Origin of the sequence: Clostridium sp. KLE 1755, from assembly GCF_000466465.2 — a bacterium.
In the GTDB taxonomy this organism is placed as follows: domain Bacteria; phylum Bacillota; class Clostridia; order Lachnospirales; family Lachnospiraceae; genus Eisenbergiella; species Eisenbergiella porci.
In genome coordinates, this window is record NZ_KE992738.1 from 73,508 (window position 1) to 88,194 (window position 14,687).

The 14,687-nt window shown below is 47.0% G+C and carries 10 protein-coding genes; 5 read left to right on the forward strand and 5 right to left on the reverse strand.

Going from position 1 to position 14,687, the window contains the following annotated elements; genetic code table 11:
- Window positions 1-75 precede the first annotated feature (75 nt).
- The 3 genes from HMPREF1548_RS19515 to HMPREF1548_RS19525 all read left to right on the forward strand — a co-directional run bounded on the left by HMPREF1548_RS19515 (window position 76) and on the right by HMPREF1548_RS19525 (window position 4,862).
- Window positions 76-1,011 (forward strand): ABC transporter permease, encoded by a 936-nt coding sequence (locus HMPREF1548_RS19515; protein ID WP_025488813.1) that lies wholly within the window; start codon window positions 76-78, stop codon window positions 1,009-1,011.
- A 23-nt stretch (window positions 1,012-1,034) separates the two neighbouring features.
- On the forward strand, window positions 1,035-1,907 hold the full coding sequence (locus tag HMPREF1548_RS19520) for a carbohydrate ABC transporter permease (protein WP_021638216.1): 873 nt from the start codon (window positions 1,035-1,037) through the stop codon (window positions 1,905-1,907).
- A 138-nt stretch (window positions 1,908-2,045) separates the two neighbouring features.
- Complete coding sequence (locus HMPREF1548_RS19525) at window positions 2,046-4,862, forward strand: alpha-L-rhamnosidase (RefSeq protein ID WP_021638217.1); 2,817 nt, start codon at window positions 2,046-2,048, stop codon at window positions 4,860-4,862.
- Window positions 4,863-5,090: 228 nt separating this feature from the next.
- Here HMPREF1548_RS19525 and HMPREF1548_RS19530 read toward each other — a convergent pair whose 3' ends face one another.
- From HMPREF1548_RS19530 to HMPREF1548_RS19550, 5 genes are all read right to left on the reverse strand, one after another.
- On the reverse strand, window positions 5,091-6,173 hold the full coding sequence (locus HMPREF1548_RS19530; RefSeq protein ID WP_021638219.1) for an immunity protein Imm33 domain-containing protein: 1,083 nt from the start codon (window positions 6,171-6,173) through the stop codon (window positions 5,091-5,093).
- 56 nt (window positions 6,174-6,229) lie between these two features.
- Window positions 6,230-7,009 (reverse strand): sugar phosphate isomerase/epimerase family protein, encoded by a 780-nt coding sequence (locus tag HMPREF1548_RS19535; RefSeq protein ID WP_021638220.1) that lies wholly within the window; start codon window positions 7,007-7,009, stop codon window positions 6,230-6,232.
- 260 nt (window positions 7,010-7,269) lie between these two features.
- Entirely contained in the window at window positions 7,270-7,983 is a 714-nt protein-coding gene (locus HMPREF1548_RS19540) for an AAA family ATPase (protein WP_021638221.1), read from the reverse strand.
- A 261-nt stretch (window positions 7,984-8,244) separates the two neighbouring features.
- On the reverse strand, window positions 8,245-9,006 hold the full coding sequence (locus HMPREF1548_RS19545; protein ID WP_025488815.1) for a DUF6062 family protein: 762 nt from the start codon (window positions 9,004-9,006) through the stop codon (window positions 8,245-8,247).
- A gap of 299 nt (window positions 9,007-9,305) precedes the next feature.
- Entirely contained in the window at window positions 9,306-10,562 is a 1,257-nt protein-coding gene (locus HMPREF1548_RS19550; RefSeq protein WP_025488816.1) for an aminopeptidase P N-terminal domain-containing protein, read from the reverse strand.
- 263 nt (window positions 10,563-10,825) lie between these two features.
- On the opposite strand from HMPREF1548_RS19550, the gene HMPREF1548_RS19555 reads away from it, so the two are divergent.
- The gene (locus tag HMPREF1548_RS19555) at window positions 10,826-13,090 is read left to right on the forward strand and encodes a beta-L-arabinofuranosidase domain-containing protein (RefSeq protein WP_021638225.1); all 2,265 of its coding nucleotides are present in this window, start codon (window positions 10,826-10,828) and stop codon (window positions 13,088-13,090) included.
- A gap of 73 nt (window positions 13,091-13,163) precedes the next feature.
- Window positions 13,164-14,687: a response regulator transcription factor gene (locus tag HMPREF1548_RS19560; protein WP_021638226.1), complete on the forward strand. Its 1,524-nt coding sequence runs from the start codon at window positions 13,164-13,166 to the stop codon at window positions 14,685-14,687.

The window sequence follows — 14,687 nt, forward strand, 5'->3', positions numbered from 1 at the left end:
TCAAATGTTCCAGACGTTACAGGCGGGCTGTTTGTGCCGGTTACGTGCATGTCAGGAGGTAAGGAGAGGAGCAGTATGGCTTCAGGAAAGAAAAAGGTAAAAAATAAATATACATTTGCCATATTTAAAAGAGAACTGCCGCTGCATCTGATGCTGCTGCCGGGATTGATTCTGGTGGCTGTGTTCAGCTATACGCCAATGGCGGGGCTAGTCATTGCATTCCAGAAATTCATACCCAGCAAGGGGATGTTCGGGGATCAGCAGTGGGTGGGGCTGGGAAACTTCAGCTATGTGTTCAGCCTTCCCGGCTTTAACCAGGCTTTGAAAAATACGATCGTTATCGCCTTCTGGAAAATCATACTGGGCCTGGCGGTGCCGATTGTTTTTGCCCTGATGTTAAATGAAGTTAACAGAAATGGCTTCAAAAGAACTGTGCAGACTGTGGTGTATCTGCCCTACTTTTTATCATGGGTGGTACTGGGCGGTATTTTCCTGGATATGCTTTCCCCCAGCAGCGGAATCATCAATCAGATCATTACGGCGCTGGGAGGAAAGAGTATTTTCTTCCTGGGGGATAACCGTTATTTCAAGCCTACGCTGATCGTGACGGATATCTGGAAAAATTTCGGCTATGGAGCAATTGTTTATCTGGCGGCCATATTGGGAATCGATACAGACCTGTATGAGGCGGCGCAGATCGACGGGGCCAACCGCTGGAAGCAGGTGTGGCATGTGACGCTTCCGGGAATGCGCATGATCATTGTGCTGATGATGGTGCTCAGCCTGGGGAATGTGCTGAATGCGGGCTTCGACCAGATTTTTAACCTGTACAGCAAGGCCGTGTATGAATCAGGAGATATCCTGGATACCTTTGTATACCGTCTGGGCCTGATAGACGCGCAGTACGGGCCGGCGACCGCCGTGGGGCTGTTTAAATCGATCATTTCCACGATGTTTATTTCGGTTTCCTACTGGCTGGCCTACAGGTTTGCGGATTACCGGATTTTTTAGGGGAGGGAATCACAGTGAAAAAAATGACAAAGGGACGTATTGTCTTTCAAATTATCAATTATACGGTTCTGATTCTGTTATCCGTCCTGTGCCTGTTTCCGCTGCTGAATATACTGGCCATGTCCTTTTCCAGCGCAACGGCGGTATCTGCGGGAAGGGTTTCCCTCTGGCCGGTGGAGTTTAATACCTATGCCTACGGCTATGTTATCGGAAAGCGGGATTTCTGGAATTCTCTGCTGAAATCCGTGGAAAGGGTATGTATCGGCGTGCCTTTTTCCATGCTGATTACCATTCTGGTAGCCTATCCGCTGTCCAAGGAACGCACGCAGCTGAGGCTGAGAAGCTTTTATTCCTGGATTTTCTTTTTCACCATGCTGTTTTCCGGCGGGCTGATCCCGGGTTATCTGCTGATACAGAACCTGCACCTGATGGATACCATCTGGGCGTTGATCCTGCCTATGGCGGTGCCGGTTTACAACATCGTGCTCATGCTGAATTTTTTCCGGGGTATTCCCCACGAGCTGGAGGAGGCTGCCCTGATTGACGGTGCAAACCAGTTCCAGACCTGTTTCCGGATTTATGTGCCCTGTGCCAAGCCGTCCATTGCGACGCTGACCCTGTTCTGTTTTATTACCCATTGGAACAGCTACTTTGATGGATTGATTTTTTCCAATTTTCCGGAAAGCTATCCGCTGGCTTCCTTTCTGTATACGGTGGTGGTACAGCGGGATATGAGCCTTTTGAGCATGGAGCAGATCAGGGAGCTTTCGCTGGTGGATGACAGGACCATCCGCTGCGCGCAGATTTTTATTGCGCTGATTCCCATTATGCTGATTTATCCGTTTGCCCAGAAGTATTTTGTAAAGGGCATGACGGTGGGATCCGTGAAGGGCTGAGTGCTGCCGCCCGCAGCTATTGTTTCGTGGGAAAGCGCCGGGAACGGAGGAAAAAGGTAACTGTGAAGGTACGAAGCAGTTACGGAAACGGCGCAAAGGCAGCTGAAATAGATTACATACCGGGAGAAGGATTTTATAATGAAGCTTACCAGACTTTTAACACAGAATTTAGATAATCCCATTGGCCTGGGATGTACAAAACCCTGCTTTTGCTATACCCTGCAGTCGGAGGAAAGGGGCAGCAGGCAGACTGCCTGTCAGATACTTGCCGCATCCTCGCCGGAGCTTCTGGAGAAAGGACGGGCCGATCTGTGGGACAGCGGAAAAATGCAGGAAGAAAGAAATTATGCCATTCCCTATGAAGGCGCGCCGCTTGCGTCCAGGCAGGAGGTTTTCTGGAAGGCAAGGGTGTGGGATGAAAAAGGGAACGTTTCGCCGTGGAGCGGACCCGCCTCTTTTGAAATGGGGCTGCTTGAGGAGAAGGACTGGAAAGCGGCCTGGATTGGCCAGGGGGATGATTTTACCGGAGATAAGTCGGCGGCGCCGGCCATTGTGGGCCGTTTTACGGTAAAGGCCCGGGAACGGGTAAAAAAGGCGAGGCTCTATATCAGCGGCCTGGGGCTTTTTACAGCGGGCGTCAATGGAAAGCCGCTTTCCGAAAACCTGTTTGAGCCGGGGGAGAGTGAGTTTAACCGCAGGGTATATTATGTTACTTATGATATCCTCCCTTTTCTGCAAGAGGGGGAGAATGCGGTGGGCGTGGTTCTGGGAAATGGGCAGTATGTGAATTTTGCCGTGGATCCTGTGATGAAAAAAGGGGATGGAACCCTGTCGGAAAAGCATCGTTACCAGAAGGATGACACGATTTTTCTCAAGGACGGCATCTGCGGGAACAAGAAGCTGCTTGCCCAGGTGGAGCTGACCATGGAGGATGGAGCTGTGGTAATAGCGGCGGCCAGCAGCGAAGCCTGGAAAACAGGGGAAAGTCCTGTGACCTTTCAGAACTGGTACGGCGGAGAGGATTATGATGGGGTGAAGGCGCTTCAGATGAAGGGCTGGGATACGCCGGAGGCAGAGCTTAAGGGCTGGGGGAATGCGGCAGTCATGGAACCGCCCAAGGGAAAGCTGGCGGCAAGGGAATTCCTGCCCATACGTATCTGGGAAAGATGGACTGCCGCGAGTGTTGTCAGGCTTCCAGGCGGAAACTGGCTGGTGGATATGGGGAAAAACAGCGCGGGTTTTGTCTGCCTGAGGCTGGAGAATACCCGGCCCTTTGCGGGGCAGAAAATTGAGCTGTATCCGGGGGAGGTGCTGAAGGCGGACGGCAGCGGCGTGGATCAGGCCTCCTGTACCCAGAGCTGCGATACGTTGTATCAGTGCAGGGTGATGGACAGCTATGTTGTGGCCGGAACCGGAAGCGAGCAGTGGCATCCGCATTTTTGCTATCATGGTTTTCAGTATGTGGAGGTGGCGGGCTTCCCGGGCATTCCCACCGTGGAAAATTTTGAGGGCTGTGCGGTCAGGCTGATGAATGAAAAGCATTCGGATTTTGAAACGGATCAGGAGATACTGAATGCGGTGAACCGGATGACGGACCGTTCCATTGAGAGCAACATGATGTGCAGCTTTACGGATTGTCCCCAGATCGAAAAACTGGGGTGGCTGGAAACAACGCAGCTGATGTTTTCTTCCATGGCGGCGGGATATGATATCCGCAGCTGGATTCCGAAAATCATGGATGATATGCAGGATGCGCAGGTAACGGAGGAGCTGCTTGGGGAAGCACCCATGAAAAACGATCCGGAAAGCTATCCGGGCTTTGCGTTTGAACGTTTTGACAACAGGGAGACGGAGGAGGCGGGCTTTGTGCCGGGGATAGCGCCTGAGTATTTCAGGATTGGACGTCTTTTTAAGGATCCCAACTGGGGCGGGGCCTGCGTGATGACACCCTGGTATTACTATATGGAATATGGCGACGAGGGAATTCTGCGGAAGAATTTCGGCATGATGAGGGGATATGTGGATCATCTGGAACGGCAGTCCGTGAACGGCGTGCTGAAGGGGTATGCCCATATGGGAGAGTGGGGACAGCTGAATGAGGAGACGCCCACTACGCTGGTGGCAACCTGCGCTTTTTATCTGCAGGCGGTGACGCTTTCCCGGATAGCCGGGATTCTGGAGGAGACGAAACTGCAGGAGCGTTACCGGAACCTGGCGGAGCGGATACGGAGCGGATTTTACGAGGATGGGGAGTGCTGGCGGCCGGAGGAGGAAAGCTATGGAAACGGCAGCCAGGCAAGCTTTGGCTGTGCATTGTTTTCCGGTATTGTGCCGCAGGAGAAGGAGGAGGCCGCGCTGCGCGGGCTTATGGCTGCGGTAACGGCGCGGGGCGATCATTTATCCTCCGGCGAGGTGGGATTAAAGCAGGTGTTTCATGCACTGGCCTCCCGTGGGGAAAATAATACGGTGTACCGTATGGTCATGAACCCTACAGCGCCCAGCTACAGGCATCATGTGGATCAGGGACTGACCACACTGCCGGAGTTCTGGAATTATACGGAGCTGTGGAACGGGCTGGGACGCTCCCGGAACCATGCGATGATGGGACATGTGAAGGAATGGCTGTGCCGATTTGTGCTGGGAATTACGTCTGTTGATCCAGGGTATGGCAGAGTGAGGATCCGGCCGTGGCTGAATGAGGAAATCAGCCGGGTGAAGGGGTCGGTATTCACCGTGCGCGGAAAGGTTAAAGTGGAATGCAGCAGACGGGACGGGCAGGTTTTGATGGTAACTGTGATTCCTGTGGGAGCAAAAGCGGAGGTCTTTGTGCCCTTTGAAGAGGGAAAAGGCTGTTTCCTGGACGGAGAGGAATTCCATGATTTTGTAAAAACGGGGGATGGGTATATCAGAATTGATGGGGTGCCTTCCGGGCGGTATGAATGGAGTGTCGGGTGACAGCAGGGGAATGATGGATGCTGATTAATCCGGATAGCGGATACAGAGATCGAAATCCGTTTGTAAACCGGACTGTAGAACCTTGGCCTGTAATTTATAAAAAGAGCTGGGAGAAAGGAAGAGTTATGACCTTTCACACCGGCTCTTTTTTGCTGTTACATTGGGAAGCTATATGTTTAACAGTTTCCCGCATGCCACGGTCTTTGTCTGTACGGGTATTCTAATCGGTTAAAAGAATTCAGGATTCATAAACGGCATGATCAGTTCGGTCACTTCACCATCGGAATCAAGCCCCCAGTAAGCGCTGTAAATGCCGTCGCCCATACCGCTTGCGAACATGATGACATGGTGCCCTGTCCGGGGCAGCTGCCAGTTAAGGAAGCTGCCGCCCTGATTTTGTACATGGGGAAATTTTCGGCGGCTTTCTTCAAAAAGCGCCGCAAAATAGTCGTCGTACCTGTTTTTCCCCGGATTTTCCTTGTGCCACTGTGCAAAAAAATCCCGGTATTCTTCCCCGATTTTTACGTCGGTACAGCATGCAAGGCCTGTATCCACACCGAAAAGCGTCCATACGCCCGGTTGTCCCAATTCCTCCGGTTTCTTACCCTTTGGCATGGCGATTTCATATCGGACGGCCGGACTGTCACTGACAATAAGCCTTGCCGCGGCAATCCGCAAACCGGCCAGTTCAGAATGTAAGACAGCCAGTTCCAGCGGATAGCTCCCGGTAGGAACCTTTCTGTCCAGATAAGTCGCATATTCGCCGCCGAGATAAGCAAGCGGATCGGCCAGTACAACTTCTCCGGTGGGAAAATCGGCGTTCCCCGGGATAAAAGTTTCCAGCTGGCCGCCGGTCTGAAACAGGCCCTGAAAAAATTCGGAAGGATAATTGTCCTGATTTAAGAACTTCAGGTTTTTTTCAAATGCCAGCTGTACCGGGTGCTTCACCGGCTCCCGGATTTCTTTTCCGTCCCGTGTATCAAAGAAGTAGTTTCCCGACGGGTCGGAGCATAGCTCCAAGTCACTTCCCACGGGCATATAAAAAACATTTACAACCGCCGGTTCAATATTGGCGAGGGTGTTAAAATCCACAATCGTCATATTGTCGGGATTATCAACATATTCCTGGGTATCCGTGTCGCCCAGGGCAACCCAGCCGTTGCCGTATTCGCTGTTTTCCCGGAATAACCATTTCAGCTTTGAGGTGCCTTCCAGAATTGATTTGCTGACAATAGTCCCGCCGGCGCCGGTGATATATTGTTTCATTTCTTTAGGGGGCGGTTCGTTTTTCTTTTTGTTGAATAGTGCCATATTGATTCTCCTTTTATAAGTTTTAAATCAGGTTCTTATATTTCTTATTTATCATTTTAAACTGAATTGTCAGACAAACGTTCCAGTGTTTTTGCCCGATCAAAAGCTAAGCGTAAAAAAATTTCCGGAGGCAGGTTCTGATACCCTCCATTTTCAGCTTCTAATGCTATAGCGCCTTTGTAACCGGATTGCCTGATTTGACGCATAGTAGTCTGCCAGTCAATCGTACCGTCAAAAGGGATTAGGTGTTGATCATCAATTCTGTTATTATCATGCAAATGAAGTGCCATCAGGCGGGAACCATATTGTGCCAGCAGATTACATTCCGGGTGCCAGTAGTGGTGGTGTCCGGTATCATAACAAAATCCGGCGCGCGGGGAGTCAATATTATCTAAGATATATTTTAAATATTCATATCTTCTCATATTTTCAAAAGCCACATATATATTATATTTTTCCGCCTTATCTATAATCCGTCTGATTCTGTCAAGACCAAGCGGATTATATGGCGGTACGTTATTCCCTGAGGAGGGATGCATGACTATCGTTGGTATTCCGTATTCTGCGCATTCGGTTATTAAATGTAAATAGTATTCGGTAAGATCATTCCCGACGCTATTATCAAGCCAAATATTATTTATTCTTTTAAAGGGCGCATGGATATTTTCAACATACAGCCCGGACTTCCGTGCTAAATCCGGATTGCCGCGGTATTCTATGTCACCAAAAGAATCATCCCACCATAACATTACGCCGTCAAAACCGGATTGCTTTATCCTTTTGAAGTTCTCAGACATTGGCAGGTCGTAACCAAACCAACTAAAAGTTGTAATCATAGCATAGCCCCAATGTAAATTTTTGGATTAACCGACAGTGATATATTTAATCCTACGAGGATAATACAATTCTGTCAAATGTATTTGTGGGGTGGAAGAGTATGGCGGAATTATTGAATAAAATGTAATTGCCACCTCCAATACACTTTTGGTACAAAAAAGGATACATCAGCTTTCACGGCTTTTGTATCCTATCATTTGAGTTTCTATCAATTCCGACCGTCTTTGCCATCCAGTTGGTATTGATACGCTTCCGTTTATTACCGGATGACCAGTTCGTTATTGGTGATTTCGGAAACTTTATCAATATAATCAGTACTTATCATATGGCTGTTTTCATCCATGAGTGATGTCAAAGAATCTGCTGCATTTTCTACTTTATATGCAGCAAATTTATGATAGGATAATCGTATGCTTCGGGGAATTACCGGTTTTTCTTCTCCTCTATAGTTATTTTCCACCTTTTCTGAATATAATAAAATATTTGAGGAAGTAAGAATGTAAGGACTGTGTGTGGTGATTATTACCTGGCTGTCGGTGGCATTTACCATTAAAGCAATAAGGCTTATCATATCTTTTTGGGCTATGGGAAATAAGTGGGCTTCCGGTTCTTCAATAACAACAAAGGCCCGTCTGTTTTCTAAAATAATGATTAGGGTCAGCATTAAAATCCACAGGGCTTCCTGTTGTCCGGAGGATCCATACATCAGCTTTACCCAATGGTGTTCATCAAAATAAAATTTTTCACCGTCGCTGTCATTTACATAATCGGCTTTCAATATTTTTTTAATCAGTTCATATGCGTGGGTGACTGCTGAATTATTAATTTGTCCTTTCACTGTTTTTGTATAGTTCTGAACCATTTCTGGTATCTTTGTACCAAAATGGCTTTTTGTAGCTCTGATTAACTTTACAAATTCCTGCATGGTCAAATCCATTTCACTAACAGAGATATCATGCAGCTGCTCTGACATAGTAGCCAGCAGGCTTCTTCCTGCCGGAATATAAATGATTTCAGCTCCATTTTTAAAATGTCGTTGAAGGAGAAAAGGACATAACCATCTTTATTTAGGCAGATCTCTATTTTTTTTCATCAAACAAATAAGTGATACGGAACTTTTGCATATGCTTTGTAGTTCCAAAACACCCAATGAACTGCTTCGTCATTGATTGGGCCAAAATTTCGTATTAAAATCTTATTATTCATAATCTGCTCTTTCTGCACCTGTATTTGATTATTTATTCATTTTATACACCGGATCCGCCGGATACCCGCCCTTGAGCTTCTGCATTCCGCGCTGTACCGCGCCTTTGGAGGTCTTCCAGTCCGCGTCCTTGTTCCGGTAGTCGAATTTTTCGATGAGCCAGTCCACATCACCGGAAACGCGTTCCATATTTTCCTCCATCAGTCGGAATACCAGAGGATAAAAGTCCTTTTTTTCAGCATCACCCAGATGGGCGTCCGCATTCGCGCACAGATCTCCGAAATGATGGAGGCAGAAGCCCTTGCTGTTTTTCAGCTTTTCACGGAAGGCTTCGTCATTTTTATACAGGTAGAAAAAGGTATCCATGTAGCGTGCGTATTCCTTGGTGAAATAATCACAGATATAGCAGGTTTTTTCCTTTTCCGCAACCCAGGAGGCGATGGCGTTGGCATCCGCGGGCCTGCCCTTCAGCTTATCCATCAGGGAGGTTTTGCCGGGAGTGAAGTGGGAGAACTGATCCTTCATTTCCGCAATGAGCTTCTTATAATGGGTCTTCAGAATCCAGCCGTTTCCCAGCGTGTTGCCGTAATCGAACATTTTCTTGTAGTGCATGCGGCAGAAGCCGGCTTTGTCGGTGGCCTCCCTGGTATCGCTTTCCATATAAGAAGCGCAGGAGCCGAGAACATAGTCCATGATATCCTGCTCCACATTTCTTTCGATAAAGCAGAAGGGACATTCATCCTCCGCATTCATGGCATCGTTGAGCGGGATGGTGTATAGTTTTTCTTTCATTAATCTTTCCTCCGGATATAGGTGTATATCTGTTGCCTGTTGCAGTTTGAACGCAGGCCAGGCGGCAGCGTCCGTCTGCGTCCGGTATTTCGGACGCTCTGTTTCTATTGTATCGGATTGGGGGACAGAATACAATCACATATAGGCTTTAAATACTTATAAAAAAAGAATGTACAAACTGCCCTTAGTGAGTAAGCGCTCACAGACAGCTTGTGCATTCCTTTCTTCATGGCTGAACAATAGCCAGAAAGCAGTATAGTACGGTACTGTTTTATTGTATTTTACGGGAAAGCAAATAACTATCTTTTTCCCATGAAAGCTTCAATATCTTCGATACTTCTGGGTGTTACGGCGGAGAGGTTTTCACAGCCATCAGGCGTGATGAGGCAGTTATCCTCCAGGCGGAAGCCGATGCCCCATTCTTCATGGTAAATTCCCACATCTACACAGAAAACCATGCCCGGTTCCAAAGGCCTGCGTCCATCGTTAACATCGACTTCATCATGCACATCATATCCGACATGATGTGCTCCGCCATGCCAGATATAAGTCCCTACATCCTCAAATTTATCACATACGCCTATTTCCTTCAGCTGTTCGAAATTATACCGCCTTATTTCCTGATCCACAAAAGACATTGGAAGACCGGGACGCAGAATACGAAACATATAATTGGAAGTGTTGTAAGCGCAGGTATACAGAAGCCGTTGTTTTTCGTTGAATTTACCATTGACGGGCCAGCCTCTGGATACATCATTGATTTCATTATCCCAGCAGGCGCCCACATCGTTGAGAACCATGTCCCCATCATGTGCCTGCCCTTTGTAGGAATAGTAATGAATGCAGAAATTGTTTTTCCCGGCGGAAACAATGGAAGGAAAGCCGGGAGAAAGAACACCGCGCTGTGCCAGGGCATAATCAAATTCTGCTTTATACTGGTACTCATACATACCGTCACGTGATGCACGCATCATGGCCTGAATGCCTTCGCAGGTGATGGTTTCCGCATAACGCATTGCATCTATTTCACAAGGCTTTTTGATGGTGCGCTGTGCCTTGATTTGATTATGGATATTGGACAATGTTACATAGGGATAATTTTCGCGCAGCTTATTCGCCAGTATGAATGCCTGACGCACAGGCTGTTCACCTTCTTTTTTTCTGTCAAAATCAAGGCAGACGGTGGAGACGGCGCCAGATACAAGCTGTTTATCCAAAAAAGCGGAAAAATCCGTCAGATAACGGAAATCTGAAATCCCGGATACATCCTGCGCCTCCTGCGGACTGAGCCGCTTTCCGTTCCAGCGCTCTGCGTGAGCATCCGGCGGGAGCATAAACAGCATTTCCTGTACACTTTCTTTGTCAACAAGAATTGCCAGTATACTGTCCTGCTGCTCAATCCCGGTATAATATACAAAGCTTCGATCCGCAAAATAAGGATAATCCTCGTCCCCGGTTTTGCGGGGGGCATGTCCGCTGAAAAGAAGCAGCAGGCTTCCGGGTGCAAGCGACTGACAGAGTGAAGCCCTGTTTTCCTGATGGAATTCTTTTTTCATTAATCCTCCTTCCGGCAAAGACGAAATGGTGATTATCCGCTTTGCCATACAAATAATTTATGTGACTTTTTAGTGCTGTTGTTGGGTCCATTTTTACTATTGCCATGTAGTGATGGACTGTAGGTTAATTATATTGACTTTTTGTATAAATTTCATTATAATGAAGAATAAAAAGATAGTCAATATAATATTCATTATTGTGAAAAAATGTTGGATAATATTTCTTTGGTGAAAATGTGCACAAACAAAGGGCGGGAGGGTGTATGAGGGACAGAGAAATTGTAAGAAAAGATATGGAGGAACTGTATCTGGGAAACCTGGGAACTGTGGAATTTGATTTGGAACTGCCGGAATCAGGGAAACATGGTTCGCGGATAAGCTGGCATTCCGATAATCTGAATTTTATGGATCATTCAGGGCGGGTATCCAGGCCTGCCTATGGAAGAGGTAACCGGGAAGTTACCATGACAGCATGCTTTAGATATGGGGAATATGAAGAAGAAAAGTCATATCTGGTGACCGTACTGGAGGAGAATAACCGGATTGAGGTGGAGAAAATCTATCCCATAAGAAAGCAGGCTGTAAAAGGTGAAAATGTCTGCCTGCCCAGTGCTGTTGCGGTAAAAACAAAGGATAACCGCGTAATCGCTCATTTTGTAGAATGGGACGGAGGCCTGGTTCGATGCTGGGAACAGCCGGGAAACTATGAAGTGTATGGCAGGCTGAAGGATACAAAGATACCGGTGAACGGAATTGTGGAAGTTAGGGAAGAAAAGCAGGCCGTATCTCCTGTGCGAAAAGCAGTTATGAGCTGCGCAGACAATACAAAGCTTCTTCCTGGCAGTGATTTTTATGATGCACAGGAAAGGGTGCACAGCTATTTGCTTCATACCAGGGAAGATCAGTGGCTGTATAATTTCAGGCGTGCCGCAGGGCTTCCGGTAGGCGGTGCTTCTCCTATGACGGGATGGGATTCTCCGGAAGGGCTGCTGCGTGGACACAGTACGGGGCATTATTTATCAGCACTGGCTTTATGCTACCAGACATCCGGGGATGAGGAGATTTTAAAGAAAGCGGTTTATATGGTGGACTCGCTTGGTGAATGCCAGGAAGCCTTCGGGCAGAAGGAAGGGTATCATAAAGGCTTTTTGTCCGCCTATTCGGAAGAACAGTTCGATTTACTCGAAAAATATACGCCCTATCCGAAGATTTGGGCGCCTTATTATACCTTGCATAAAATACTGGCCGGACTGATTGACTTATACAAGCTGGCAGGGATTCGGAAAGCGGGAAAAATAGCAGAGGGAATTGGGGAATGGGTATATGGCAGGCTCAACGCGCTGACCCATGAACAGCGAGTGAAGATGTGGAGCATTTATATCGCCGGCGAATACGGCGGCATGAATGAATCCATGGCGGAGCTTTTCCGGATTACCGGGAAAAAAGAATTTCTGGAGGCCGCACGCTTCTTTGACAATGATCGGTTGTTTTATCCATTGGAACAGGGGGTGGATGCACTGGATGGAATGCATGCCAACCAGCATATTCCGCAGGTTATAGGTGCTGTGAAGATGTATGAGATGACAGGGGAAAAGAGATATTATGGTTTAGCGTCCCTGTTTTGGAAGATAGTGACACAGTCCCATATGTATGCCATCGGAGGAACCGGAGAAAGCGAAATGTTCCATGAGGCGGGAAATATTGCGGGCCTGCTTACCAAGAGCACCTCTGAAAGCTGCGCCACCTATAATATGCTCAAGCTGACCGGGGAACTGTATCAGTATCTTCCGGAGCCGGCATATATGGACTATTATGAAAGGGCTGTTTATAACCACATTCTTTCTTCCTGTGATCATCAGCCTACCAGCGGAAGCACTTATTTTCTGTCCATGCGGCCGAGGGCGGTGAAAAGCTTTGATCTGTCAGAAAATAGCTGTTGCCATGGGACAGGTCTGGAAAGCCATTTTAAGTATGTGGAGAATATTTTTGCGATAGATAAAGAAACCGTTTATGTTAATCTTTTTATTCCGTCAGTACTTAGCCTGCCGGACAGCAGTCTGGAAGTGACCGTTAAAACAGAGGAAGAGAATCCTGGCAGGATATGCTTATGGATAAAAGCAGAAGGGCGTAGGGCTTTTAAAATCCGCAGGCCGTATTGGGCAAAAGGAATCCCGGAGATACTTATAGATGGAGTGCCATATGAAGCGCATATGCAGGATGGCTATGTTGTTTTAGACAGAACGTGGAAGGATCATGCCATAATAGAAATCAACTGGCCATGTGTCCTCAGATATGAAGCGGCTCCTGACAGAGAAAATTATTTTGTGGTTTTCTTTGGACCTTATGTTCTGGCGGCTCTCACAGGACAGGAGGAGCGTTTGATGCTTCATGCAGGAAATGCCGATGAGGATTTTGAACGGGAAGTATCCAGGCCTCTGGCTTTCCGGTGCAGAGAAAACGGCTGCCTGTTTATTCCATTGGAAAAGGTCTGGAAAGAAGAGTATCAGGTATACATGAAAAAGGTATAGAGGCATAGAGGCTTAAGCTGATGGAAATTAATCCTTTGGCTTAGGCCTTTTTCGTTAAAATGGGGGAAAAGATATGTATAAGGTACTGTTAGTAGATGACGAGCGGCTGGAACTGAACACGCTGAAGAATTATGTTGATTGGACTAAACTGGGAATAGGAACGGTTTATACGGCAAATAACGGGCTTCAGGCACTGGAAACAGCGGAATTCAAAAAGCCTGATATTGTATTTACAGATATCAGGATGCCGGTTATGGATGGAATCGAATTTGCAAGACAACTGAGGGAAAAGGATAAAAGAGTAAAAATAATCTTTCTGACCGGCTATGATGAAATGGATTTTATCAGGCAGGCCTTCAGGCTTTCGGCAACAGACTATATATTAAAGCCCTTTCTTGTGGAAGATATTGAACGGGTAGTAAAAGGAATCCTGGCATCGTTAGAGCAGGAACAGACGGCAGATCATTCCCGGGTTCATGCGGAACGGAAAATAATAGATAATATATTTAAAGATGACACGCAGCAGGCGGATACTTTGATCGGCCAGTTTTTTGCAATGGAAGATATGGAAGAAGACAGGTTCCGCTTCAGTGTGATCGGACTTTACGGTAAAAGCGGGAATCCTCCTGAAAAGCCTTTTTTTCAGGAATTTCCGGAGGTGTTTTACTACGTGGAGCTGCAGGATCTGAATCTGCTTTTGCTTAAAACAAGTGTGGAATGCAAGGATGTGGCAGAAAGCATGGCGTCCTATCTGTATAAAAATCAGAAAACTCTCGGTGTGGTTTATATGGAAGGACAACACAAACTTGCAGAGGCCAGGCTGATCAGGAGCCGGTTTGAAAAGGCTGCGGATGCCGCTTTTTATCTGGACAGTCTGACTCCGGTTTCTTTATCTGCATTGTTAAAAGTGGAAAAAAGCGGGGAACTGACGGAAGAGGAACGCAAAAAGCTGCATGCGCTGCGTAAGGATATTACGGCACAACTGTCTCATGGCGACAGTCAGCTATGCTTTGAGCGGTTGGAGGAGTATCTGAATATCTGCAGCGGGGCATGTCCAAGTATTTATAAAAACAGCATTGTCCGTTTATACAATCATATCAATGATGAGCTTGTAATTGAAAATGAGGAACTGGCCAGACAATATCCTGCCATGCGTTTTCAGGGGAAAACGATTGTACAGCTGGCAGAGGAAGCAAATAATGACAGCCAGATAAAAGAAGGCCTGATTCAATATCTGAATGTGATTTTAACATGGTACTGTTCTCTTCAGGAAAATGCCAATTACAGGGTAGTCGTATATGTGGAGGATTATATAGAAAATCATTATATGGAGCCGATATCGGTTGAAACGATTGCTTCTGAAATCGGGCTTTCACCCAATTATGTCAGGAGTATTTTTAAAAGCGGCAGTGGGATGACTATAAAGAATTATTTGTCGGAATACAGGTTGGATAAGGCGTGTAAGCTGCTGAAAAACACCTCGGCCAAGGTTAGCCGTGTAGCATCGATGGTAGGTTATGATAATGTGTCTTATTTTTGTGCAATTTTTCAGAAGCGTTTTGGAAAGACACCAAATGAGTGGCGAAGAGGCCTGTAG